Origin of the sequence: Gymnodinialimonas phycosphaerae (assembly GCF_019195455.1) — a bacterium.
GTDB lineage: Bacteria > Pseudomonadota > Alphaproteobacteria > Rhodobacterales > Rhodobacteraceae > Gymnodinialimonas > Gymnodinialimonas phycosphaerae.
The window spans coordinates 2,697,348-2,719,223 of sequence record NZ_JAIMBW010000001.1; the positions used below are offsets into that span (position 1 = coordinate 2,697,348).

Annotated in this window: 25 protein-coding genes and 1 pseudogene; 13 read left to right on the forward strand and 13 right to left on the reverse strand. The window is 63.4% G+C overall.

Annotated features, from left to right (window positions below; genetic code table 11):
* The first annotated feature begins 61 nt into the window (after positions 1-61).
* A complete protein-coding gene (gene rsgA, locus KUL25_RS13360) occupies positions 62-1,111 on the forward strand; it encodes a ribosome small subunit-dependent GTPase A (protein WP_282563168.1) in 1,050 nt (349 codons plus the stop codon).
* Positions 1,112-1,122: 11 nt separating this feature from the next.
* Here rsgA and KUL25_RS13365 read toward each other — a convergent pair whose 3' ends face one another.
* Together KUL25_RS13365 and KUL25_RS13370 are read right to left on the reverse strand one after the other, a co-directional pair.
* Complete coding sequence (locus tag KUL25_RS13365) at positions 1,123-1,476, reverse strand: DUF6404 family protein (RefSeq protein ID WP_068359735.1); 354 nt, start codon at positions 1,474-1,476, stop codon at positions 1,123-1,125.
* A gap of 72 nt (positions 1,477-1,548) precedes the next feature.
* Positions 1,549-3,078, reverse strand: a complete 1,530-nt coding sequence (locus tag KUL25_RS13370; RefSeq protein WP_257893394.1) for an ankyrin repeat domain-containing protein — start codon at positions 3,076-3,078, stop codon at positions 1,549-1,551.
* A gap of 282 nt (positions 3,079-3,360) precedes the next feature.
* On the opposite strand from KUL25_RS13370, the gene KUL25_RS13375 reads away from it, so the two are divergent.
* The 3 genes from KUL25_RS13375 to recR all read left to right on the forward strand — a co-directional run bounded on the left by KUL25_RS13375 (position 3,361) and on the right by recR (position 6,148).
* Entirely contained in the window at positions 3,361-5,115 is a 1,755-nt protein-coding gene (locus KUL25_RS13375; protein WP_257893395.1) for a DNA polymerase III subunit gamma/tau, read from the forward strand.
* 72 nt (positions 5,116-5,187) lie between these two features.
* On the forward strand, positions 5,188-5,532 hold the full coding sequence (locus tag KUL25_RS13380; RefSeq protein WP_068359739.1) for a YbaB/EbfC family nucleoid-associated protein: 345 nt from the start codon (positions 5,188-5,190) through the stop codon (positions 5,530-5,532).
* A 16-nt stretch (positions 5,533-5,548) separates the two neighbouring features.
* Positions 5,549-6,148, forward strand: a complete 600-nt coding sequence (gene recR, locus KUL25_RS13385) for a recombination mediator RecR (protein ID WP_257893396.1) — start codon at positions 5,549-5,551, stop codon at positions 6,146-6,148.
* A gap of 386 nt (positions 6,149-6,534) precedes the next feature.
* On the opposite strand, the gene KUL25_RS13390 is transcribed toward recR, so the two are convergent.
* The gene (locus KUL25_RS13390; RefSeq protein ID WP_257893397.1) at positions 6,535-7,167 is read right to left on the reverse strand and encodes a ribonuclease T2 family protein; all 633 of its coding nucleotides are present in this window, start codon (positions 7,165-7,167) and stop codon (positions 6,535-6,537) included.
* A 169-nt stretch (positions 7,168-7,336) separates the two neighbouring features.
* On the opposite strand from KUL25_RS13390, the gene KUL25_RS13395 reads away from it, so the two are divergent.
* From KUL25_RS13395 to KUL25_RS13405, 4 genes and pseudogenes are all read left to right on the forward strand, one after another.
* Positions 7,337-8,089, forward strand: coding sequence for a DUF1013 domain-containing protein (locus KUL25_RS13395; protein ID WP_257893398.1), 753 nt, complete (start codon positions 7,337-7,339; stop codon positions 8,087-8,089).
* A gap of 6 nt (positions 8,090-8,095) precedes the next feature.
* On the forward strand, positions 8,096-8,452 hold the full coding sequence (locus KUL25_RS13400; protein ID WP_257893399.1) for a hypothetical protein: 357 nt from the start codon (positions 8,096-8,098) through the stop codon (positions 8,450-8,452).
* A gap of 46 nt (positions 8,453-8,498) precedes the next feature.
* A pseudogene (locus tag KUL25_RS21925) lies at positions 8,499-8,720 on the forward strand (YARHG domain-containing protein); the annotation flags it as partial.
* A gap of 28 nt (positions 8,721-8,748) precedes the next feature.
* Positions 8,749-9,084, forward strand: coding sequence for a DUF4453 domain-containing protein (locus tag KUL25_RS13405; protein WP_257893400.1), 336 nt, complete (start codon positions 8,749-8,751; stop codon positions 9,082-9,084).
* A 9-nt stretch (positions 9,085-9,093) separates the two neighbouring features.
* On the opposite strand, the gene KUL25_RS13410 is transcribed toward KUL25_RS13405, so the two are convergent.
* The 3 genes from KUL25_RS13410 to clpS are packed head-to-tail and all read right to left on the reverse strand — an operon-like array spanning position 9,094 to position 11,315.
* Positions 9,094-9,903 carry an SDR family NAD(P)-dependent oxidoreductase gene (locus tag KUL25_RS13410; RefSeq protein ID WP_257893401.1) on the reverse strand — a complete coding sequence of 270 codons (810 nt, stop codon included), beginning with the start codon at positions 9,901-9,903 and terminating at the stop codon, positions 9,094-9,096.
* A 32-nt stretch (positions 9,904-9,935) separates the two neighbouring features.
* Complete coding sequence (locus KUL25_RS13415) at positions 9,936-10,949, reverse strand: class I SAM-dependent methyltransferase (RefSeq protein ID WP_257893402.1); 1,014 nt, start codon at positions 10,947-10,949, stop codon at positions 9,936-9,938.
* Between the two features lie 30 nt (positions 10,950-10,979).
* A complete protein-coding gene (clpS, locus tag KUL25_RS13420) occupies positions 10,980-11,315 on the reverse strand; it encodes an ATP-dependent Clp protease adapter ClpS (protein WP_235602155.1) in 336 nt (111 codons plus the stop codon).
* A 96-nt stretch (positions 11,316-11,411) separates the two neighbouring features.
* Here clpS and KUL25_RS13425 point away from each other — a divergent pair, with 96 nt between their 5' ends.
* From KUL25_RS13425 to KUL25_RS13435, 3 genes are read left to right on the forward strand one after another with little or no spacing between them, the layout of a single operon-like run.
* Positions 11,412-12,113 carry an HAD family hydrolase gene (locus KUL25_RS13425; protein WP_257893403.1) on the forward strand — a complete coding sequence of 234 codons (702 nt, stop codon included), beginning with the start codon at positions 11,412-11,414 and terminating at the stop codon, positions 12,111-12,113.
* A 6-nt stretch (positions 12,114-12,119) separates the two neighbouring features.
* Positions 12,120-13,280 (forward strand): MFS transporter, encoded by a 1,161-nt coding sequence (locus tag KUL25_RS13430; RefSeq protein WP_257893404.1) that lies wholly within the window; start codon positions 12,120-12,122, stop codon positions 13,278-13,280.
* 48 nt (positions 13,281-13,328) lie between these two features.
* Entirely contained in the window at positions 13,329-13,940 is a 612-nt protein-coding gene (locus KUL25_RS13435; protein WP_257893405.1) for a CDP-alcohol phosphatidyltransferase family protein, read from the forward strand.
* Between the two features lie 389 nt (positions 13,941-14,329).
* On the opposite strand, the gene KUL25_RS13440 is transcribed toward KUL25_RS13435, so the two are convergent.
* Together KUL25_RS13440 and KUL25_RS13445 are read right to left on the reverse strand one after the other, a co-directional pair.
* On the reverse strand, positions 14,330-15,313 hold the full coding sequence (locus KUL25_RS13440; RefSeq protein WP_257893406.1) for an NAD(P)H-quinone oxidoreductase: 984 nt from the start codon (positions 15,311-15,313) through the stop codon (positions 14,330-14,332).
* 126 nt (positions 15,314-15,439) lie between these two features.
* The gene (locus tag KUL25_RS13445) at positions 15,440-16,126 is read right to left on the reverse strand and encodes a COQ9 family protein (RefSeq protein WP_257893407.1); all 687 of its coding nucleotides are present in this window, start codon (positions 16,124-16,126) and stop codon (positions 15,440-15,442) included.
* Between the two features lie 105 nt (positions 16,127-16,231).
* Between KUL25_RS13445 and rpsU the strand changes: the two genes are divergently transcribed.
* Positions 16,232-16,438, forward strand: a complete 207-nt coding sequence (gene rpsU, locus KUL25_RS13450) for a 30S ribosomal protein S21 (RefSeq protein ID WP_011457005.1) — start codon at positions 16,232-16,234, stop codon at positions 16,436-16,438.
* Positions 16,439-16,564: 126 nt separating this feature from the next.
* On the opposite strand, the gene KUL25_RS13455 is transcribed toward rpsU, so the two are convergent.
* The 4 genes from KUL25_RS13455 to KUL25_RS13470 all read right to left on the reverse strand — a co-directional run bounded on the left by KUL25_RS13455 (position 16,565) and on the right by KUL25_RS13470 (position 20,142).
* Positions 16,565-17,182: a hypothetical protein gene (locus KUL25_RS13455; protein ID WP_257893408.1), complete on the reverse strand. Its 618-nt coding sequence runs from the start codon at positions 17,180-17,182 to the stop codon at positions 16,565-16,567.
* Entirely contained in the window at positions 17,179-17,322 is a 144-nt protein-coding gene (locus KUL25_RS13460; protein ID WP_068359768.1) for an aa3-type cytochrome c oxidase subunit IV, read from the reverse strand. Before KUL25_RS13460 ends, KUL25_RS13455 begins: the two co-directional genes overlap by 4 nt.
* Before the next feature lie 102 nt (positions 17,323-17,424).
* Positions 17,425-18,456 carry an MBL fold metallo-hydrolase gene (locus KUL25_RS13465; RefSeq protein WP_257893409.1) on the reverse strand — a complete coding sequence of 344 codons (1,032 nt, stop codon included), beginning with the start codon at positions 18,454-18,456 and terminating at the stop codon, positions 17,425-17,427.
* Between the two features lie 9 nt (positions 18,457-18,465).
* Positions 18,466-20,142, reverse strand: coding sequence for an acyl-CoA dehydrogenase (locus KUL25_RS13470; RefSeq protein WP_257893410.1), 1,677 nt, complete (start codon positions 20,140-20,142; stop codon positions 18,466-18,468).
* Positions 20,143-20,287: 145 nt separating this feature from the next.
* Between KUL25_RS13470 and KUL25_RS13475 the strand changes: the two genes are divergently transcribed.
* Positions 20,288-21,211, forward strand: a complete 924-nt coding sequence (locus tag KUL25_RS13475; protein WP_257893411.1) for an L-threonylcarbamoyladenylate synthase — start codon at positions 20,288-20,290, stop codon at positions 21,209-21,211.
* Here the strand turns inward: KUL25_RS13475 and KUL25_RS13480 are convergent.
* Positions 21,208-21,798, reverse strand: a complete 591-nt coding sequence (locus KUL25_RS13480) for a YqgE/AlgH family protein (RefSeq protein ID WP_257893412.1) — start codon at positions 21,796-21,798, stop codon at positions 21,208-21,210. The two genes, KUL25_RS13475 and KUL25_RS13480, sit on opposite strands and share 4 nt — an antisense overlap.
* Positions 21,799-21,876: the final 78 nt, after the last annotated feature.

Here is a 21,876-nt window from a genome sequence, read left to right on the forward strand (position 1 = left end):
GGCGTCATCGTCTTGTTGACCGAGCCCTGCTAACAGGGCACCTATGCGCCATGACCCTTGGATGCGCATCTTGACCCTCTCCCTTGCCGACCTCGGCTGGACCCAGCGGCACATTGCGCAGCTGACCGATGAAGACGCAGGCGCCACGCCTGCACGCGTCAACAAGGTCTCTCGCACCCGTATCACCGCGCTGTCTGGCGATGGCCTTCTGCGGCTTGTCACCCAAGGGGACGAGAGCACGGGCGCGTATGTCACCGGCGATTGGGTTCTAGCCGATGCGCAGGCGGGCCTGGTGCTTCGACGCTTGGAGCGGGACACTTTGCTGACTCGCCGCGCCGCGGGCTCGGGGATGGAGACGCAACTGATCGCGGCCAATGTCGACACGCTCGGCATCGTCACTTCATGCAATGCGGACTTCAACGTCGCGCGGCTGGAGCGCTATCTGGCAATGGCCGCGTCTGCTGGATGCCTGCCGCTGATTATCCTGACGAAACCCGACATGACCGATGACCCCCGCGAGTATGAGCGGCGGGCTGAAGCCCTGTCGCCAATTGCCTCTGCCATTGCGCTGAACGCCAAGGCAGATGATGCGGCAGAGGTGTTGAAGCCATGGTCCAAGGACGGACAGACCCTTGCCTTGGTTGGGTCTTCCGGCGTCGGCAAGACCACTTTGGCCAATGCCCTGACCGGTGCGACCGAGGCCACGGCAGGCATCCGCGAGGATGACGCCAAGGGCCGTCACACGACCACATCGCGCGGGCTGGCGCGGACGATCTTCGGCGGCTGGTTGATCGACACGCCGGGCATGCGCGCGTTGCGTCTGAATGACGCCGCCGACGGCATCGGCGCGGTATTCGCCGATATCGAGGAATTGGCCGAGACCTGCAAATTTCGCGATTGCCTCCACGCGTCCGAGCCGGGCTGCGCCGTGCAAGCCGCCGTTGCCGCAGGTGAACTGGAGGCCGACCGCGTGAAACGATTCATGAAGCTGGTCAAAGAGGATGAGATCAACCAAGAAGCCATCCACGAACGGCGCGCGCGCGAAAAGGACTTCAAGAAAATGGTGAAGACCGCGATGTCCGCGTCCAAGCACAAGCGTGGGAAGAAGTAGCCTGGGCAGCCCTAGAGATCTTCCCACTTCGACAAGCCAGCTTGTGACCCGGCCCAGCGGTAATATCCCGCCATCGCCAAGCCAAACAACGCCCCCGCAAGGAGGGACGCAAGCAGGACCACAACCGTGGGCACCTCGGCGTTCTGCCATTGAAGAAGCCACATCATCGCACCCCAGAGCACGCCAAAGGCAGGGCCCAGAAGCAGGACCGCCCGGCGGAAGCTCATGTAATGGGGTGGGCGCGGGCGCAGGCCCAACCGGCGCGCAATGCGGAACAGGGGCGGCGCGTAGTTGAGGGCACTGATGGAGGAGGCATCCAACTCGGCTAACGCGCGCGCGAGCCTATCTTCGTAGCTGTCGTCCATGGCGGCCTTCCTTGGCTGAAGCACGCCCTGATGGGCGCGCCTCTTGTAAACGTGGTGATCGCAAGGGGCAAGTCAAACGGGGCCGTTCTCCACCACCTGGCCCGGTTTGGCCTCGGCCCAATCACGCAGGAACGCCGCAATCTCCGGGTCGCCGACCCGATCCGGTACGGCGCGAGGCAAGGCCACGCCATGTTCCAGCGCCAAACGCAAACAAGCGATGTAGTCCCGGCCCTCGCGATCGGGGTTGTTCTCGGCCCCATGGAGAATGGTTGAAAAAAGGGTGCCGCCATAGCTGTTGATATGCGCCAAATCCGGCTTCAGGTGCAAAAATGTCGCCATCACGTCGGGCAGACCGCTCCAGCCTGCGGCCTGCACCGGGGTCACGCCGGAAGCGTCGGGGCGGTCATATTCCACCCCCACTGCAACCAGACGCTGCACATGAGGCAGCTTCCCCGGCAGATGCAGGATATCGCGGATGATGTTGCGGGCGGCGGGCGGCAGCTTGGCGGGATCGATATAGCGTCCTTCCGGTACTACCCCGTCAGCGACCTCTGCCAGAAGCGCCTCGACTTCCGTCAGAGGAGTGGCATGGCCCGCCGCCTCCAGCTGCTGCGCGAGGGCGGTGTTCCCGAAGATCCGCGCATAGGCGTAGGGCGTGACCCCATCATAAATCCGCTGGGGATCAGCGCCGTTGTCCAGCAGAAGCGTCACCATCTCGGGCGGCGACATGCGGCGGGCGGCCTGATGCAGGGCGGGTACAGTCCAAGGGGCCTCGCCACCGACTTCCTCGGGGTTGAAGTCATCGGCCCGCGCGCCCGCATCCAGCAGCATCTGCACGGCGTCCACATCGTGGAAATCCATCGCCCGCAGCAGCGCATTGCTGCCCCTGGGGTCAGCGCCGTGGGCCAGCAAAAGCCGCAAGCCCCCGTGATGCCCAAGCTCCGTCGCATGGTAGAGGGACTCGCCATCGTTCGGGTCCGCGCCGTGATCCAGCAGCCATTCCGACAGCGCCATGTTGTTGGCGTGGCCCATTGCAAAATAAAGGGTCGACAGGGCGTGACCGTCTTCTTCCGGCACCCCATGGTTCACATCCGCGCCGTTGGCAAGCAAGAGATCGGCGATTGCCAGCATCTCACCCTCGCGGTCCGGGAACAGGTGGATCGCCGTGGATTGCGCCAAGACCGTCAGGGGTGGGATCAACGGCGCAGGCGCCGTGGCGCGTGACGGATCCTCCACAATCATCTGCGCCACGGCGGCGCGGTCATAGATCAGCAAAGACAGCGCAAGGTTGCCCTCGGGCAAGCTCGGATCCGTATCCAACATCTGTCGTACGACATGATCCTGCCGGTTCTTCAGGGCCAGCGCCAAACGCTGCTGCCGCTGCGCGCGGTCCATGCCCTGGGTCTCGACCGACACTTTCAGGTGTGGCCAAGAGGCAAAGCCGCGCTCGCGGGCGATCACATGGAGGAAATCAGCGTGTTTCAAGGCCACGCCGTCCGGCCGGGGCCGGTGCGCCGCCACGCGCAAGAGAGCGTCGGGATGTTGCCCTGAGTACGCCCTCTTGAGCACCGTGGCATCACGGCGAAGTTGGTCGATTGTCATCATATTCGGTTCCCTCAATCATGCCCCACGATCCGCTTGGAAGGGCTGAGAGACACCGAGAACGTGTCTGTCGTGTGCTCATAAGGGGTGCCGATGACGGCTTTCCGCGGATCTGGATGCTGCCCCTAGCAGCACCCGTAGAATAAAACCTAGCCCTGTTCCTTGCAAGTGCAAGTAGTGTGTTGCCGTATCAGATCGCGCCGCGCAGCATCTGCTCTGCTAATCCGGTGGACGGCGCGCCAGCGGGGGCCTAGTTTGACGCCGACGAAAGCGTGAGGCGATATGACCGAGACCCCCGAAAAAGGCTACCAAGTCCTCGCGCGGAAATACCGCCCCGCGACGTTTGCCGATTTGATCGGGCAAGAGGCAATGGTGCGCACGCTGAAGAACGCGTTTGATGCCGACCGCATCGCGCAGGCCTTCATGCTGACGGGTATCCGGGGAACGGGCAAAACGACGACAGCCCGGATCATTGCGAAGGGCTTGAACTGCATCGGTGCCGATGGTGAGGGTGGGCCAACGACGGACCCCTGTGGCGTCTGCCAGAATTGCGTCGCAATCACCGAAGGCCGCCACGTCGACGTGATGGAGATGGACGCGGCGTCAAACACCGGCGTGCAGAACATCCGCGACGCGATTATTGAGACGGTCAGCTACCGCGCGGCGCAAGCGCGCTACAAGATCTTCATCATCGACGAAGTTCACATGCTGTCGACCAGCGCCTTCAACGCGCTTCTCAAGACGCTGGAAGAACCGCCCGCCCACGTCAAATTTCTGTTCGCGACGACCGAGATCCGCAAGGTCCCGGTCACGGTCCTGTCGCGCTGCCAACGCTTCGATCTGCGTCGGATAGAACCCGAGGTGATGATAGCGCATCTTCAGCGCATCGCCGGGTTGGAAAACGCTGAAATTGCCGAGGATGCGCTGGCCCTTATCACCCGCGCGGCCGAGGGTTCCGTCCGCGATGCCATGTCCTTGCTGGACCAGGCGATTGCCCATGGCGCGGGCGAAACTACCGCCGATCAGGTCCGCGCGATGTTAGGCCTCGCCGACCGGGGCCGGGTGCTGGACTTGTTCGAGGCGATCATGAAAGGCGACGCGGCGAAAGCGCTGGACGAACTGGGCGCGCAGTATGCCGATGGCGCAGATCCCGTGGCCGTGCTGCGTGATCTGGCCGAGATTACCCATTGGTTGAGCGTGATTTCCATTACGCCCGATGCCGCCGAAGATCCCACGATCTCGCCCGATGAGCGGACGCGAGGGTTGGCCCTTGCATCAAGCCTGCCAATGCGGGTGCTGACGCGCATGTGGCAGATGCTGTTGAAGGCGCTGGAAGAAGTCGCGATGGCCCCCAACGCCATGATGGCGGCCGAGATGGCCGTGATCCGCCTGACTCACGTGGCAGACCTGCCGACGCCGGGCGATTTGGTGAAAAAACTGGCCGAGACGCCACGCCCTTCGGGCAGTGCGCCGTCCGGTGGCGGAGGGCAGTCTCCGGTTGGCGCGGGGCCCACGGCGCGGGTTTCGGGGCCTGCGTCGATGGGGGGCGGTGGACCTCAAGCGGCTGTGGCGATGCAGACGGGACCGGACTTGTCCGCCTACCCGACCTTCGAATCTCTTGTTGCGTTGATTGAGTCGGCCCGTGACATCAAGCTGCTGATCGAAGTGAAAACCGCTCTGCGTCTTGTATCCTACGCACCCGGACGGCTGGAGGTAGAGGTGACCGACGCCGCGCCACGCGACCTGATCCAGCGGCTCGGGCGCATGTTGCACACGGCCACGGGGGTGCGCTGGGGGATCTCGGTCACGTCAAGCGGCGGTGCCGCAACGATCCAGGAACAGGAACAAGCTGCCGCAAGGGAAGTGGAGGCAGAGGTCACGAAGCACCCGCTGATGCAAGCCGTGCTGGCCCGCTTCCCGCAAGCGCGGATCGCCGAGATCCGCAGCCATGCGGATCTGGAGCAGGAAGCAGCCGCCACGGCGTTGGAGGAGATCCCCGAAGAAGCGGATGATTGGGATCCATTTGAGGACGAATGAAGCGGGGCACGGCCTTGTCCGCGCCCCCTCCCGCACGTATCTGTAGCGGCAACCAGATAGGAGTTGAAAGTTATGTTGAAGGGTTTGGGCGGCATTGGCGACATGGCCAAGATGATGAAGCAAGCGCAGGAACTGCAGGGCAAGATGGCCGAGGTTCAGGAAAGCCTGAACACGATGACCGTGCAGGGCGAAAGCGGCGCGGGTTTGGTCAAGGCCACGGCGACAGCCAAGGGCGAGTTGACGGCGCTGGACATCGACCCGTCAATCTTCAACCAGGACGAAAAAGAAGTGGTCGAGGACCTGATCCTGGCCGCGATCAAGGATGCGCAATCCAAGGCGCAGGACAAGCACAACGAAGAAATGCAGCGAATGACGGAAGAGCTCGGCCTGCCCGCGGGCATGAAGATGCCCTTCTAGAGTCTCGGCCAAGGGCTTGGCAGACACCCCTAAAGATATCGAAGACTTGATCGGGATCATGGCCCGGCTTCCGGGTCTTGGGCCCCGGTCTGCGCGGCGTGCCGTGCTGACCCTGATCAAGAAGCGCGGCGCCTTGATGCGGCCCTTGGCCGAGACCATGGCCCGCGTCGCAGAAACCGCGCGAGAATGCGTGAACTGTGGCAACATCGGCACCGAAGACCTTTGCGACATCTGCATGGATGTGCGCCGTGCCACCGGAGAGATCTGCGTGGTGGAGGACGTCGCGGACCTTTGGGCGATGGAGCGGGGGCAGGCCTTCAAGGGGCGCTATCACGTGCTGGGGGGAACGTTGTCGGCGCTCGACGATGTGGGCCCCGAGGACCTGCGCATCCCGAAGCTACGCGCCCGCATGGCCGATGAGGGGATCACCGAGGTGATCCTGGCCCTGAATGCCACCGTCGATGGACAGACCACCGCCCACTATATTGCGGACGAACTGGCCGCGACGGGCGTCAGCCTGTCGTCGCTGGCCCAAGGCGTGCCGATCGGCGGCGAGCTGGATTACCTTGACGATGGGACGATTTCCGCCGCGTTGCGCGCCCGCAAAAGCCTGTGACCTCAATAAAATAGCGCAGCTACGCTGCATTACATCTTTCATTTGGCGCGTGTTGCCATGGGCGTGCAGCTGACTGAAGCAAGCGCGTGTTGGTCTCTCTGGGGTTGAGTTTTTTTGGCAAGATGAAAGCACAAGTATGCAAGGTTCAAGTGGCCACCTCCATCCGACGACCGGGGCTCAAACGTGGCCTGCTTCTTCGGCGGATGGAAGCTTTCACCTTGCATGTCGATTCGGTCTCCACCTATCGGCACGCCTCTACGGTCACTGATTGTGCTTAACGCCCAGTTAATGCCACCCCTCAATCTTGCTTGAAAGCCTCTGGGGGGGCGATCATTTTCGTGAAGAAGATGCGTGGGGGGCAGACAGCCCCCTTCGCCGGATGGGCCTTAGCGGATCGGTGAGAAGAGCGCATCCGGCGAGCGGCAATCGCGGATCACGTCGGCACCGCAAGTGCGCGGCTCCAACTCGCGGGTCAGGCAGATGCGCACTTCCTGAATGCGGTTGGCACGGCATGTGACGGTCAGCATGTCGGGCTCTAGCTGGGGGTTCACTTCAAGAAACGCCTCTTCGATCACCGAGGCCGCCACGCGGACCTCGGACGTCAAGCGTCGCAACAGGTCAGGGCGCTCGACACTCTCATAGGCAAGCCGCGAAAGCGCGAAGTAGTCCCGCGCTTCCAGCCCTGAGCACACGCCATGTTTGCGCCACTGGTGCCACGCAAGGCCGGATGTGCCCATGATGTCCACCATATCGCCGGTCATCCCGCGCGAGGGCGCACGCATCACCGTGGGACAATAGGCGGGCCAGCCGCTTTCATATTGCGGCCACAGCCCGTGTAGCGTGAAGCCAAAGCCCTGCCCGTCGCCACATTGAGGCGAGCCGCGTTCATCGCCCTCCAGGGTGCACCAGGTCGGCGTCCAGCTGAGCGCCATGACGTAGTAATCGAACACGCCCGCGGGCTCTCCGTCGGCCTGCGCCATCCCCGCGGCGCAGATCAGTGCCAATAACCATCGTTTCATCTGATTCTCAGTTTTCCATAGGTCTTTGCGACTTGAGGCTTCCCTCTGCGCCTGTTCCCGCCTATATAACCCGTGATTTTCCTGAAATCGAGGAACCGCAAGGCCCCGCTTTGCAGCCGCTTCCACCGGCCCTGTTCCCCGTGCTCAGGCGCACCCGGAAGGACCCGAGATGAACAAACCGATCATGACCAAAGCCACCGCCGTCTGGCTGGTTGACAACACTACGCTGAGCTTCAAGCAGATCGGCGATTTTTGCGGCCTGCACGAGCTGGAAGTCCAGGGCATCGCCGATGGCGATGTGGCGACGGGCGTGAAGGGCTTTGACCCGCTCGTCAACAACCAACTGACCCAGGAAGAGATCGACGCGGCCGAGAAAGACCCCAACCACAAGTTGAAGCTGAAGTTCTACTCCGCCGCTGTCGGCGAAGAGAAGCGCCGGGGGCCCCGCTACACGCCGTTGTCCAAGCGCCAGGATCGCCCGGCCTCGATCCTGTGGCTGGTGAAGTTTCACCCGGAACTGAGCGACGGTCAGGTTTCCAAGCTGGTGGGCACCACGAAGCCCACGATCCAGGCCATCCGCGAGCGGACCCACTGGAACATCAACAACATCCAGCCAATCGACCCCGTGGCCCTTGGCCTGTGCAAGCAGTCCGAGTTGGACGCCGCCGTACAGAAGGCCAACGCCAAGAAGCTGGCCGAAGGCGCTGCAATGACCGATGATGAACGGCGCAAGCTGGTCTCGACCCAGACCTCTCTCGGGATGGAACCGGAGCCGGCCGTACCGTCCGCGATCGCGGGGTTGGAGACCTTCACGCTGTCGACCCTCGATGAAGACGACAAGCCCGAAGAAACGCCAGATGCCGAAACCTTCTTCAACCTGCCAGCAAGCAGTGATGAAGACGAGGATGATGACGAAAGCTGAAGCCCGATGATGGAGCCCCGTCTGCCTGGAGTATGGTACGCCAGCAACCGGCAGACGGCGTTCTTTCTGGTCCCGGACGGGGCTGACCGTAAAGCCATTTTCCAAAAGCTCTTCACTGGCGTAGAGACGCGACGCTCGACCGACGGGGTCGCGGTAGAGAACGCTTGTTGCTTGACCACGCCGGACGGCGAGGTTTTCCACGCGATCACCTGGCAGAGCAAGCGCCTTGGCGCATGGCGGCGTGACTTCGCGCAAAGCACGCAGGCCCAAGGGATCGTGACCGCGCGGTTCCACGGGCGGCGGTTGATGACCTCGGACGGGCGGCGCTTCTGGTTCCGCGACCTGGTCGTGGAGCGGCGCTAGCCCTTTGGGGACTTCCGGGGCGAAGACCTTCTAGGATTGCGCCATGATGCGTTTAACTTCCCTACTTGCGCTGGCCGTTGTCGCCAGCCCCGTCTCGGCCCAGAATTCAGCGTTCTGCCAAGAGCTATGGCTTAGCCGCAATACGATCATGGACCGTGCCGGGCAGTGTTTCGGCACGCCGCTGGGGCAAGCCGTTTTCGACAATTCCGACTGTATGGAAGGCGACATTCGCCTTACCCCTCTGGACGCCGAGATCGTGCGTATGGCGCGAGAAGCGGAGGCACGGGCCCGGTGCCGTGTTGACATCGGGGCAAACCATCTCGCCCCCCCGTGCCCAACAGTTTCACGCCCAGGTGATGGAACTCTTCACGATCCCCGTGCGCGCGGATACGGAGCATGGTTGCGGCGGTTATTCTGGCCCGCCGATCCCGCTACGCACCGGGATTTCCAGCAATATGGCCGTACTTGGTTCCATTGAGCCGGGGAATTCGTTCTCACTGGCGCACCAAGGCCTGCGCGGTGAGTGGGAGTATCTTGAGGTCTCAGATGAAGAGGGTACCTTTGTGACCCATGGATGGAACCAGGATACGCCCCGCAACATGGGTGACGTTTGTAGCTTTTCGGCTGGATAGTCCCTTCGTTCAGTGGGCCGCCGTTGTCACCGCGTCCAGAAGCGTGCGCCCTCCATCGACGGTTATCACCTCTCCGGTCACGAAGCCTGCCCCGTCAGAGGCCAGAAACTGCACCGCCGCCGTGACTTCACGGGCCGAAGCAATGCGGCCCATGGGCGTGCATTCCCGGATCTCCTGTCGCAGTCCATCCGTCTCGTTGAGCGAGTCCTTCAAGCTTGCAGACATGACCGAGCCGAAGGCGACGCCATTCACCCGGATGCGGTTCGGCGCGAGGGCCAGGGCCAAGCTGCGCGTGGCTTGGTCCAGCGCTGCCGTGGCGATGGAGTACCCCATCAGGTCAGGATGGGTGCGCCGCGCGGCGATGGAAGAAATATTGACGATAGAGCCAATCGGCCCCTCTTCCTGCCCATCCTCTTCGGCCTGCGCGATCATCCGCTTGGCCACCGCCTGGGACAGGCGAAGGGCGGGAAACAGGTTCTGCTCCAGCATCGCCTCGACCGATGTGTCGGAGGGATCCAGCGGGTCCGTTGTCATCACCTGACGCGATGCATTCACCAGAATATCGACGCGGTCATAGGCATCGATGGTGGCCGAGATCAGGTTCTCGACCGTCAGACGCTCGCGCAGATCGCCCGAGAAATACTCGATGCTCTCGCCACTGCCCTCGGTCTCTCCGCACTCGTCCTTGAGCCGGTCCTTGTCGCGGTCTGCGAACATCACATTCGCCCCGCGGTCAATGAAATGACGTGCAATCGCAAGGCCAACGCCGTTGGCGGCGCCGGTGACAATGGCCGTCTTGCCTTGGATGGAAAGGCCCATGGGATCGATCCTTCGATGCGTGAAAGGGGCGCTTAGCGCTTTGATTTGCGGGGCGACTGCCCAAGGGGCTTTGCCGCCTCGTAGATTTTGTAGCCCTCCAGCTCTCCCAGCATGGAGCCGGTGCCGAAGCAGGTTTTGAGCGTGTCCTCATAGGGCAAATGGCGATTGGCCACCATGAAAAAGCGCCCCCGGGGTGTCAGGTGGCGGGCGGCGGCCTGGATGAAGGCGCGGCCAAGGCCGGGGTCGGCCCGGCGGCCGACATGGAAAGGCGGATTGCACACGATCGCATCATAGGGGGCGTCGGGCTCGAACCGGGCGACATCAGCCCAATGGAAGCGGGCGCGTGGGTCGTCGATGTTATGCTGCGCGGCCTCAAGCATGGCGTGGTCGGCCTCGATCAGATCGAAGGTCTCGATGGTGTCCTGCTCGGCCAGGATCTCTCCGGCGATGTAGCCCCATCCGGCCCCGAAATCCGCAACGCGGCCTTTCAACGCCGGCACCAGTGCCACGAGGATCTCGGACCCTCGGTCGGGCCCTTCCACACTGAAGCCACCGGGGACCGTCATGTAGCCATGGTCCCCTTCTTCGGGCGCCGTGATCCAGTCGACGACCTGCGGCGGGATCGCATCGGTACGGCGCAGCCAGGCCAGTTTGCCGTGGGATTTGGAGAAGACGTGATCGACCTCGAACAGCAGTCTAAGCTGCTTGACGACCGCCTCGATCCCCTCTTCCTTCTGGCCATCGACCATCAGCAAGCCCCCCGGCGGCAGATGCCCCAGCGCCTCGGCAATTGCCGAAAGCGTCCCGACGCGTGATTTGGTGATCTGGACCAGGGCGTTGGTGAAGCTGCCCTCGGCCTCCACCACGACGTTGTCGCCCCGCGCGGCCAGCCTGTCGTGATCGGGCGCAAAACCCTGCACACAGGTCACGTCATCGCCAAACGAAGAAAAATCGCTGTCGGCGCGGGCCTGCATGACCAGCACGGCACCATCGGGCAGCGCAAGGTCACCGCCGTCAATCGCGAGGGTCCATCTGTCGGGGGTCATGGGTTTGCTTTCGGAACGGACGGAGGAGGCTTACTCCTCCTTCTCCATCGTGCATTGCAGGGGATGCTGGTTGCGACGGGCGAAGTCCATCACCTGCGCCACCTTGGTTTCCGCGATCTCGTGGCTGAAGACGCCCACGACCGCAAGGCCCTTCTTGTGGACAACCAACATGATCTCGACCGCGGCGGCATGGGTAATGCCAAAGAAACGCTCCAGCACATGCACCACGAATTCCATCGGCGTGTAGTCGTCGTTGAGCAGCATCACTTTATACATCGGCGGCCGCTGCGTTTTCGTCTTGGTCTTCGTCGCCAGAGAGACGTCGCCATCGCCGCCGTCGACGTCGTCAGGGTCTTCTGCCATCATCGTCCAAGGTGTCGTCATCAGATCTGGTCCCGGTTTCAAGGCCGTTGCATAGGCGGCACTATATAAGACTGCAATCGATTCCGAAAAGAGGGTGATATGGACGAAGGGTTAAGCGTGATCGGTTTCGATGCCGACGACACGCTGTGGCAGAATGAGTCGTTCTTTCGGCTGACCGAGGACAAGTTCGCCGAATTGCTGGCGGATTTCGCGGAGGACACGCATCTGCGCGACCGCCTGCTGGAACTGGAAAAGAAGAACATCGGTCACTACGGCTTTGGCATCAAAGGCTTCATGCTGTCGATGATCGAGACGGCGATCGAAGTCACCGAAGGCCGCGTGGACGGCCAAGTCGTCGCGCAGATCCTTGCGATGGGCCAAGAGATGCTTCGCCACCCCATCCATTTGCTGCCCCATGTGGAAGAGACCTTGGCCTCCCTCTCGGATCGCTATCCGCTGGTGCTGATCACTAAGGGCGACCTTTTGCATCAGGAACAGAAGCTGGCGGCTAGCGGATTGGGAGAGTTGTTCTCGGCCGTAGAAATCGTGTCCGAGAAACAGCCCCGCACCTATGACCGGGCGTTTTCCGCCCATGGAACGGGTCCGAGACACGCGATGATGGTGGGCAATTCGATGAAGTCCGATATCCGCCCCGCGCTCGATGTGGGGGCCCATGCGGTGTATGTGCCCCACGGGCTGACTTGGGCGTTGGAGCATGCGGAAACGCCAGAGGGGCACCCAAGGTTTCACGAATTGCCGGATCTGGGCGGGCTGGTGCGCCTGATTGATCAGCTTGAGTAGCGCCCCGTGACAGTGCCCCGGCCCCGAAAGCACATCGTTCCCGCCTTGGGACTGGTGCAGATCCTGACATGGGGCAGCACATTCTATCTCTTGGCCGTTTTGGGGGATCCGATCGTGCAGGCCACCGGGTGGCCGCGGGTCGCGGTGACGGGCGGCGTTTCCCTGGGGTTGCTGACCTCAGGCCTTGCCGCGCGCATGGTCGGGCGCGAGATCACGGCGCGCGGTGGGCGCGACGTGATGATGGCGGGTGTGGCCCTGTTGATCGTGGGCCTGCTTGGCTTGGCCGCTGCCCCATCCCTCCCGTTCTATTTCGCCGCCTGGATCGTGCTGGGGTGCGGCATGGCGGCGAGCCTTTACGAAGCCGCATTCTCTACCCTTGGCATGCTTTTCGGCGACAAGGCACGGTCTGCGATCACCACGCTCACGCTGCTTGGCGGGCTGGCCAGCACGATCTGCTGGCCCCTGTCGGCCTATCTGGTTGACGTCGTGGGCTGGCGCGGCACCTGCGGGGTCTACGCAGCACTACACCTTTGCGTGACGCTGCCACTTTGCCGTTTCGGCCTGCCCGCGTCGCCGAAACCCCGAGTTGAGACCGCGGGGCCACCCTCCGGTGCCGCGCCTCGGCTCGACCTGCCCTTCGTGTGTATGGCGCTTTGGGGCGTCAGCCTTGCACTGATCCTCGGCGTCATTTCGGTCCACCTCATCACCCTGCTCACCGCCGGCGGGCTGAGCGTCGCCGCTGCTGTCGCCCTTGGTGCGATGATCGGCCCCTCACAAGTCGCCGCGCGGTTGGTTGAGTTGGCAGGGCGCGGGCGGCATCACCCGATCATCACGCAATTCGGATCAAGCGCCTTGATCTGCCTGGGCCTTGTCGGCCTTTGGCAAGACATCCCCACGAGCGTCTGCATGGTAGCCTACGGCACGGGCGCGGGTCTGTGGTCCATCGCGCGGGGCACCATGGTGCTGCAAATCTACGGCGCGCGCGCCTATCCCAGTGCCACGGCGCGGCTGGCGCGCCCTGTTCTGATCGCCGCCGCCGTAGCGCCACTTGCAGGCGGCGCACTGATCGAGGCGTTTGGCCCCCTCGGCACGCTGCGTCTTCTGGCGCTGGCCACTTGCGTGCCCCTTCTGGCGACGCTCACGCTTGGGATGTTGCTGCGACGCTAACGGTTCCGTGCATTGACGACCCGGGGGCTTCGCGCCAAGACGCTGAGCATGATCGATGCCCGCCTTCTGCCTCTGCAACGCGCCCTGATGGCGCCACCGGCCAACTGGCTGGTGACACGCGGTGTGCGCGCGGATCACATTACGCTGGTGGGCTGTGGGATCGGGCTTCTTGCGGCACTTGCGGCAGCTTTCGGCTTTTACGGACTTGCGCTGATTGGCCTCGCCCTGAACCGCCTTGCCGATGGGCTGGACGGTGCCGTCGCCCGCCTGACCACCCCGACTGACCGGGGGGCCTTTCTCGACATCGCGTTGGATTTCGTCTTCTACGCGGTCTTTCCCATCGGTTTCATCTTCGCCGACCCCGCCGCCAACGGCCTGCCCGGCGCTGTGCTGATCGCCAGTTTCGTGCTGACCGGAACGTCATTCCTTGCCTTTTCGGTCATTGCCGAGCGGCGCGGTTTGCAGGCAAAGGACTATCCGACCAAGGGCATCTACTACCTTGGCGGCCTTGCCGAGGGGGCCGAGACCATCATCGTCTTTGCGGCCTTTTGCCTATTCCCCACAGCGTTCCCCTGGATCGCGTGGGCTTTTGCGGCCGTGTGCCTTGTCACCAGCACGACACGGTATCTGGCGGGCTGGTCTGTCCTGTCGGACCCCTGAGCGGGACAAAACGCGTGATGCTGTCACCTCGCCGCATCATTTTGGCACGGTTCAGCCAGACCACGGCCACCGCTGCCGCGACGAAAATCCAGGTGTCCTTGGGCCGTGCAACGGGCCACAGCGTATTGTTGAGCTGGAACTGGACCAGCGCCCCGAGGCATTGGATAAAAAGGGGTGCCGCACCGGCATTGCCTTTGAAAACGATCCCGCGAAATAGATCGCGGGCGCGTAGACCGCCAACATCGACGGGGGATGGGTGGCGGCCAGGGCGCCAAGGTTTGCGGTGCCCCACGCTTCTGCCAGCACGTAGGGCAAGTTCATGCCCTCCAAACGCCAAGCCGGTGCGCGTTGTAAGATTGACGCCGGCAAACCCGGACAAGAGGGAGGCGTCAGCGGACCTGCAACACTATTTTCCCGATGTGCGCGCTCGATTCCATCCGCGCATGGGCCTTTGCCGCCTCCGCCAAGGGGAACGTCTGGTCCATCACCGGCGCGACACGTCCCGCGTCCAACAGCGGCCAGACCCGCGTACGCAGCTCCTCGGCAATCGCCGCCTTTGCCGCATCGGACTGGGGCCTGAGCGTGGATCCCGAAATCGTCAGACGCCGGACCATCAGTTGCGCAAAGTTAAGCTCCACCTTCGGGCCATTCAGGAAGGCAATCTGTTGCAGATGCCCGTCGTCGGCCAGGGCCTTCACGTTGCGCGGCAGGTAGTCGCCCCCCACCATGTCCAGGATCACATCCGCCCCACCGACAGCCTTCATGGCAGCGACAAAGTCCTCGCTGCGGTAGTTGATCGCCTGCTCTGCGCCCAATGCGACGCAGGCGGCGCATTTCTCATCGGACCCTGCAGTCGTAAAGACCCGCGCGCCCATGGCACGGGCCAGTTGGATCGCCGTCGTGCCGATCCCGCTAGAGCCCCCATGAACCAGAAACCGCTGCCCTGCCTTAAGGCCTGCGCGCATGAACACATTGCTCCAGACAGTGAAAAACGTCTCTGGAAGGGCGGCGGCCTCGGCCATCGACAGGCCCTTGGGCACCGGCAGCGCGTGGTCTTGATGGGTCACGACGTTCTCCGCGTAGCCTCCGCCCGGCAAAAGCGCGCAGACCTTGTCGCCCACAGCCCACCGGGTGACCCCGGGGCCGATTGCGGCAACGACGCCCGAGGCTTCCAACCCCGGCAGATCGGACGCACCCGGCGGCGGCGCGTAGCTGCCCGCCCGCTGGAGAGCGTCGGGGCGGTTCACGCCCGCATGGTCGACGGTGATCGCGATCTGCTCGGCCCCCGGCACCGGCACGGGCCGGTCACACAGGCGCAAAACCTCGGGGCCGCCGGGCTCGGAAATCTCCACTGCGCGCATCGTATCTTCCATGTCTCACCTTCCACTTTTCGCCTAGATCATGCTGAAACGGCCCCGATGACAAGGTTGAACCGCGCCGAAGGCGCGGCCGAAGGCCACGCCTGCCCCGACACCGTGCCCGGAGGGCGATGGTTGTGATTACGCCGGAGGCGTCCAGCGCCCGGGCAGATCGTCATGCCCCGCCCCGCGCGGCGCGCGAACGGAGGCCGCGAAACGGTCCAACCCGGCTGCGAATGGCTTCAGCAGCGCGTTGCTGCGCACCTTGGACTTCATCTCTTCGATCCGCATCACGTCACCGATGCGCCGGTCCAGGAACGCCCACGTGGCCGTGTGACCTTCGGTTTGATCTCCAAGCCAATAGAGCACTGTCGCCGAGTAGACCCCCGCCAAGGTCGCGCGCTTGGTGTACCAGTTCAGATCGCGCGATCCGTCGCCGAGGCCGGTCCAGATCACATCCGCCGTCTCCCACACCAACCTGGCCCCGTCTGCCGCGTAGACAGGCAACGCAAAAAGGGTCGCGCCCCGCCGAACGGCCTCTTTGTCGTCCTCGACCAGATCGAGACGCACTTTCACCGCATGGGCCACGCGCTCGCGAAACCGCAGCGCGCTCAGATCGGTCGCCGACAGGGCCTTTGCCAAGGCCTGATCCCCGCGACGATGAAACGCCACCGCCAAATCGACCGCCCCACGTGGAAACAGGGTCCGCGCGTCAGCCATAGGCACGCCCGCATCCGCCACTGCGGCCACGAAACTCGCCTCGGTCCAGCCGTCGAACGGCACATGCATGCGCGCGGCATCCAGAATGGCATCACTCATATCGGTCATGTCTCGTCTCCTTTCGCAGGTCGCTAGACAACTTAGGGGGCAATTGCTATAGGGCCACTTCCTGCAGATCCTTGCAATTCTAACCTAGAAAGGTGGTGACACCACATGCAGGTCAGTGTTCGCGACAACAATGTCGATCAAGCGCTCCGTGCCCTGAAGAAGAAACTTCAGCGCGAAGGCGTCTTTCGTGAGATGAAGCTCAAGCAGCATTACGAAAAACCCTCGGAGAAGCGCGCACGCGAGAAGGCTGAAGCCATCCGCCGTGCCCGCAAGCTGGCGCGCAAAAAGTTGCAGCGCGAAGGGATGCTTTAAGCACTCCTCCGCCCGACAACGGCGCTCCGACAGATCGCATATGCGAATCGTTCAGAATCAAAGAACCCCCGATGGTCTCACCGTCGGGGGTTTTTTATGGCTGTACCAATGCGGACGAGACGGGCGTCAATTCGCCAGTTGGGCGGCAAGAACTGCGTCGCTGGCGTCTTCTTCGTCACCCGTAGTCCCGATGATCGTTGCCTCGCGCACACCCGGCAATTGCGCGAATTGCTCCATCGTGTTGAGCGGGAAGAACGTCTGCTGGATCGAGGTGAACCCCGGTGTCGCGCCAAGAATCTCGGTGATCGAGCGCGAGCAATAGGCCGGGGGGACAGCACCGTAGGATTGCACCGCCTGGCTCAACTGCTGTGCAACGGCGGGGGTGATGTCAATCGTCTGGGTCCGAACCTCGAATGCACCGTTGGATTGAAACGCCATGTACATATCGAGATAAGGCTGGCTCATGCCAAAAAGCACGTCATTGCGCTCGGGCACGCCGGGATTGTGCCAGTTGCCCGCGGGATCGAACAGCAGACGCTGCGCCCCGTCGATCAACAGGGCGGAATGCGCACCTGCATTGCTCGTCGTATTGATCGAGGTGATCAACGTGACGGTTGGCGCCCCCGGAGGCACATACGTGGCGCGCGCCACCGCGTCGTCAGGGGCCCAGACTTCGTCGCCCACACAGGCAGCCAGCGTGAGCACCATGACGCCAACCGCAAGGGTCCGCAGCAGCCGGATCATGTGGCAAACAGCGCCAGGCCGATCACGATGACGATGCAGACGATCGCCACGTTGGTGGACATTTTCATGAATCCAGCGAACGCTTTTTCCTGTTCGCTTGTGTCCATTTCACCGTGTTTGTAGTCGTCTTGGTCGGCCATTTGCGTATCCTCGGATCAGGGATTTCAAGTCTCTTCCGCGTCGAATACCGCAGATCGTGAAGCATGTCAGCCCCACGCGAACGTGGCTCAATGCCGCGACACTTATGTCAGGCTGTAGGCCCAGGCGCCGTCAGCGCGCCGCGCCCGCGTCACCTGCCCCAACTGGTGCATGTGGTTGAGGTGCGCCACCGCCTCCACCAGCGCAAGGCCATAGGTCCCGCCGTCTATCTTGCGCTTGAACAGCGGCGGGAAACACTCTGCCGCGCTGCATGGACCCTTGGCGATGTGGTCACGCAACCGCGCGAGGGCGCGGTGATGGTTGTCGATCAACTGCCGCATCCGCGACGGCAACCCGGTGAAGGGCAGCTTGTGGCCCGGCAGAACCAAGTGCGTCTCAAGCGCGTGGGGCTGCAATGCCTCGCAGGCATTCATCCAGTCCCCCAGAGGGTCGGCACCCGGCTCGGTCGCGTAGACGCCGATGTTGGGGGAAATCGTGGCCAGAAGCTGGTCGCCACCGATGACCAGATCGCCCTCCCGGCTCCAGAACGTCGCGTGGTCCGGCGCATGGCCGTGGCCAAAGCGGATATCCCAGGTGCGCCCGCCCATCTTGATGGTGCTATCCTCGTGCAGGCGCGTGAACCCCAGGGGCATCGGGTAGACAATATCGGCGAAGTTGAACGGCCGCTCTGCGCGGCGGGCGGCCAGAACCTCGGCGTCCATTCCCGCGTCGATCCAGAACTGCACCTGCTCGTCCGTGGCCTGCGCCTGCTCGTCCAGCGTCAACATGCGCGAAAAGAGCCACGCCGTGCGTGTCATGTGCAACTCGGCACCACGGCCCTGGAACCAGCCCGCAAGCCCCACGTGATCGGGATGGTGGTGGGTGACGACCAAGCGTGTCACCGGCGCTCCGCCAAGAGGTCCGTCAAGGATCTTCTCCCATAACGCAATCGTGCGGCGAGAGTTCACGCCGGTGTCCACCACCGTCCAACCATCCTCGTCACGAAGCGCGTAAATATTGACGTGGTCCAGCGCCATCGGCAGCGGAATGCGCAGCCACAGGACACCGGGGGCAACTTCCACGGCCTCCCCATCGGCAGGGATATTGAGAAACGGCGTGCGAATAGGATGTGTCATACCAGCGGCTTACGCCGCCAGATCATCGGGGGAAAGATCATAGAGGCCCCCTGCCCCACACCGCGCCTGCGCCATCATCGCGTGGGCCTCCGGCAAGAGGCGTGTAACATGGAACCGCGCAAGGCTATGGCGGGCCTTGTCACCGGAAGCGGCGGCCTTCACGTGATAGACGGCCCCAAGCACGCGAGCGAACGCCATAAGATAGGGCACTGCGCCGCCGAACCGCTCGTTCATATCCAGCGCCAACATATCCTCTGTGGTCTTGCGCAGGGCCTGCGCCATGGGCGTCAGCACCTCATTGCCCGTGGCTTCCACCTCATCGAGAAGCGCGAAGGCCGCAGCACCGCCGTCCATCAATTTGCGTCCCACAAGATCCATCGCCTGAATGCCATTGGTGCCCTCGTAGATCGCGCTGACGCGCACGTCGCGCGCGAACTGGGCGGCGCCGGTTTCCTCGATCACGCCCATGCCGCCGTGAATTTGGATGCCGGTATTGGCAACCTTGATGCCAACCTCGGTGCCATAGGCCTTGGCGATCGGGGTCAGGAAGGCGGCGCGGGCAGCGGCCTGCGTATCGCCCGCTTTTGCCAGGTCCAGCGTCACCGCAAGGTCCAGCGCCATGGCACGGCTGGCGAAGATCTCGGCCTTCATCTCCATCAGCATGCGGCGCACATCGGCGTGGTCGACGATGGTGCCGGTGCCCCCGTCAACAGGCGAACGGCCCTGCTTGCGCTCCAGCGCGAAAGCCAGTGCGTGTTGATAGGCACCCTCGGCGACCGAGAGGCCCTGCACCGCCACGCCAAGACGGGCGTTGTTCATCATGGTGAACATCGCGGCCATGCCCTTGTTCTCTTCGCCAATCAGCCAGCCCTGCGCGCCGTCGTATTGCATGACGCAGGTGGGTGAGCCGTGGAGTCCCAGCTTATGCTCAAGACTGACGACGCTGAGGGTATTGGCGACGCCGGGATTGCCTTCCGCATCGGGGATCTTCTTCGGGACGAGGAAAAGACTGATCCCCTTGGTGCCCTTTGGCGCATCGGGCAAACGGGCGAGGACCAGATGAACGATGTTCTCGGCCATGTCGTGATCGCCCCATGAAATGTAGATCTTCTGGCCACTGATCGCGTAAGTCCCGTCGCTATTGGGTTCGGCCTTGGTAATCAGCGCCCCCACGTCCGAGCCTGCCTGCGGTTCGGTCAGGTTCATGGTGCCGCACCACTCCCCCGTGGTCAGCTTGGGCAGGTAAAGGTCCTTGATCGCGTCGCTCGCGTGATGCTCCAACGTCTCGATCTGGCCCTGGGTCATCAGGGGGTTCAGCTCTAGCGACAGGCAGGCGCTGCCCATCATCTCATTCACCGCCGTGGTCACGGTCAGGGGCAGCCCCATGCCGCCGTACGCGGGGTCCGCGCTGATCGCGACGAAACCGGCCTCTGCGATGGCCTTGTAGCCCTGCGCGAAACCGGGAGAGGTTCGCACGACGCCGTTTTCCAGGCGGGCGGGCTGGGTGTCGCCGACACGGTTCAGGGGCGCCAGGGCTTCTTCACAGATGCGGCCCGCCTCGGTCAGGATCGCTTGCACGACATCCGTCGTGGCCTCCTCGAACAGCGGGGCGGACTGCACGCGCTCGAAGCCCACGACGTGATCGAGGCAAAAGGTGATGTCGGATACAGGCGCGCGGTAGGGCATGGACGTCTCTCCCAAGGCTGGCCCGTTTGCGCGCTAGGGATTTTCGCGCTAGGGCCGTGATCGTGTTGGGGCGCATACTGCGACCCCGGCAAATGGTTCAGCAACTTCAACGTTACGTCACGAGATGGCCCGCAGTAGACCCGAAATGTTGCACGATGATGTCGCAGGTATCGCGCGCGCCGCAGAGGTGTTGCGCGGGGGCGGACTATTGGCGCTGCCGACCGAGACGGTCTACGGCCTCGCCGCCGATGCGATGAACGGGTCCGCCGTGGCGCGGATCTTCGAGGCAAAGGGCAGGCCCACGTTCAACCCTTTGATCGTCCATGTACTGTCGTTGGAGGCGGCATCGGAGTTGGCCGAGGTGGGCACCACGGCGCGGGCATTGGCGGCTGCCTTCTGGCCGGGGCCGATGACGTTGGTCCTGCCGTCGCGGGGCCGCGTGGCGGATCTGGTGTCGGGTGGGTTGGACACATTGGCGGTGCGCGTGCCCGCCCACCCGCTGGCGCGCGCGGTGTTGGAGGCCTTCGGCGGACCGGTCGCGGCGCCATCGGCGAACCCGTCCGGGCAGATCAGCCCCACCTTGGCGCAGCATGTGGTGGACGGTTTGGGCGACGCCGTGGATGCGGTGCTGGATGGCGGGGCCTGTGGTGTAGGCTTGGAATCGACGATTCTTGCGCCCGGTGCCGATGGCGTGCGCCTGCTGCGAGAGGGGGGCGTCTCACGCGAAGCGGTCGAATCCGTCGTGGGTCCCGTCGTGGCCGAGTTGACCCCGGGACGGGTGGAGGCCCCCGGCCAGATGGAGAAGCATTACGCGCCACGCACGAAAGTTGTCTTGGGGGGCGCTGCCGCACCGGGCGACGTGATGATCGGTTTCGGCACGACGGCGGGGGATTTCTCGCTTTCCGAACGGGGCGACCTTGTGGAGGCCGCGGCGCGGCTGTTCGCGACACTCCACGCCGCAGACGCTTTGGCTGTCGCGCGGGGGGCGCAGGTTATTCGCGTGGCGGACGTACCCGAGGTAGGCTTGGGGCGGGCAATCAATGATCGTTTGCGCCGCGCCGCGCGTTAGGCGTGACCTGCCTCGGATGATAGCATAAGGGGGTTGATGCCAAGGCTCTGCACCGCCGCATCCCATTTCCGCTCCATCTTCTGATCGAACACCAGATCAGGCGTGGCATCGGCGGTAAGCCAATCGTTACGGGCGATCTCGGCCTCCAACTGGCCCTCGCCCCAACCCGCATACCCAAGCGCCAATAGCGATCGCATCGGCCCCCTGCCACTGTCGATATCCTCAAGAATATCAAGCGTGCCCGTCATCGCGAATCGGGGATCGATACGCAGGGCCTCTTCCCCGCGCGGGGCGTAGTCCGGGGAATGCAGCACGAAGCCGCGCCGCATCTCTACCGGGCCACCGAAGCAGACCGGCACTTGGGGGACGGGTCCGGGTGTGCTGCCATGTTTTGGAATATCGAGTTGCTCCATCAACTCGGCGAAGGTGACCTCTTCCATCGGCTTGTTGACGATCAAGCCCATGGCCCGACTGGGGGAATGCACGCACAGGAAGATGACTGCGCCCGCGAACCTTGGATCCTCCATCCCTGGCATCGCGATCAGCAGTTTTCCGGTCAGGTCGTGGGACAGGTTCGGCATGGCCATAACGGCAGCATGGGCCTGTTGCAGGAATCAATCAATCGCCTTTCTAGGGTGGGGGTTCGCGGGATCGTGACTTTTCAT

What these genes read in the sequence shown, in the direction of transcription:
- rsgA (WP_282563168.1), top strand. Translation starts at nt 62, where the DNA reads ATGCGCATCTTGACCCTCTCCCTTGCCGACCTCGGCTGGACCCAGCGG.
- KUL25_RS13365 (WP_068359735.1), bottom strand. Translation starts at nt 1,476, where the DNA reads ATGGACGACAGCTACGAAGATAGGCTCGCGCGCGCGTTAGCCGAGTTG.
- KUL25_RS13370 (WP_257893394.1), bottom strand. Translation starts at nt 3,078, where the DNA reads ATGACAATCGACCAACTTCGCCGTGATGCCACGGTGCTCAAGAGGGCG.
- KUL25_RS13375 (WP_257893395.1), top strand. Translation starts at nt 3,361, where the DNA reads ATGACCGAGACCCCCGAAAAAGGCTACCAAGTCCTCGCGCGGAAATAC.
- KUL25_RS13380 (WP_068359739.1), top strand. Translation starts at nt 5,188, where the DNA reads ATGTTGAAGGGTTTGGGCGGCATTGGCGACATGGCCAAGATGATGAAG.
- KUL25_RS13390 (WP_257893397.1), bottom strand. Translation starts at nt 7,167, where the DNA reads ATGAAACGATGGTTATTGGCACTGATCTGCGCCGCGGGGATGGCGCAG.
- KUL25_RS13395 (WP_257893398.1), top strand. Translation starts at nt 7,337, where the DNA reads ATGAACAAACCGATCATGACCAAAGCCACCGCCGTCTGGCTGGTTGAC.
- KUL25_RS13400 (WP_257893399.1), top strand. Translation starts at nt 8,096, where the DNA reads ATGATGGAGCCCCGTCTGCCTGGAGTATGGTACGCCAGCAACCGGCAG.
- KUL25_RS13410 (WP_257893401.1), bottom strand. Translation starts at nt 9,903, where the DNA reads ATGGGCCTTTCCATCCAAGGCAAGACGGCCATTGTCACCGGCGCCGCC.
- KUL25_RS13415 (WP_257893402.1), bottom strand. Translation starts at nt 10,949, where the DNA reads ATGACCCCCGACAGATGGACCCTCGCGATTGACGGCGGTGACCTTGCG.
- clpS (WP_235602155.1), bottom strand. Translation starts at nt 11,315, where the DNA reads ATGATGGCAGAAGACCCTGACGACGTCGACGGCGGCGATGGCGACGTC.
- KUL25_RS13425 (WP_257893403.1), top strand. Translation starts at nt 11,412, where the DNA reads ATGGACGAAGGGTTAAGCGTGATCGGTTTCGATGCCGACGACACGCTG.
- KUL25_RS13435 (WP_257893405.1), top strand. Translation starts at nt 13,329, where the DNA reads ATGATCGATGCCCGCCTTCTGCCTCTGCAACGCGCCCTGATGGCGCCA.
- KUL25_RS13440 (WP_257893406.1), bottom strand. Translation starts at nt 15,313, where the DNA reads ATGGAAGATACGATGCGCGCAGTGGAGATTTCCGAGCCCGGCGGCCCC.
- KUL25_RS13445 (WP_257893407.1), bottom strand. Translation starts at nt 16,126, where the DNA reads ATGACCGATATGAGTGATGCCATTCTGGATGCCGCGCGCATGCATGTG.
- rpsU (WP_011457005.1), top strand. Translation starts at nt 16,232, where the DNA reads ATGCAGGTCAGTGTTCGCGACAACAATGTCGATCAAGCGCTCCGTGCC.
- KUL25_RS13455 (WP_257893408.1), bottom strand. Translation starts at nt 17,182, where the DNA reads ATGATCCGGCTGCTGCGGACCCTTGCGGTTGGCGTCATGGTGCTCACG.
- KUL25_RS13460 (WP_068359768.1), bottom strand. Translation starts at nt 17,322, where the DNA reads ATGGCCGACCAAGACGACTACAAACACGGTGAAATGGACACAAGCGAA.
- KUL25_RS13465 (WP_257893409.1), bottom strand. Translation starts at nt 18,456, where the DNA reads ATGACACATCCTATTCGCACGCCGTTTCTCAATATCCCTGCCGATGGG.
- KUL25_RS13470 (WP_257893410.1), bottom strand. Translation starts at nt 20,142, where the DNA reads ATGCCCTACCGCGCGCCTGTATCCGACATCACCTTTTGCCTCGATCAC.
- KUL25_RS13475 (WP_257893411.1), top strand. Translation starts at nt 20,288, where the DNA reads ATGTTGCACGATGATGTCGCAGGTATCGCGCGCGCCGCAGAGGTGTTG.
- KUL25_RS13480 (WP_257893412.1), bottom strand. Translation starts at nt 21,798, where the DNA reads ATGGCCATGCCGAACCTGTCCCACGACCTGACCGGAAAACTGCTGATC.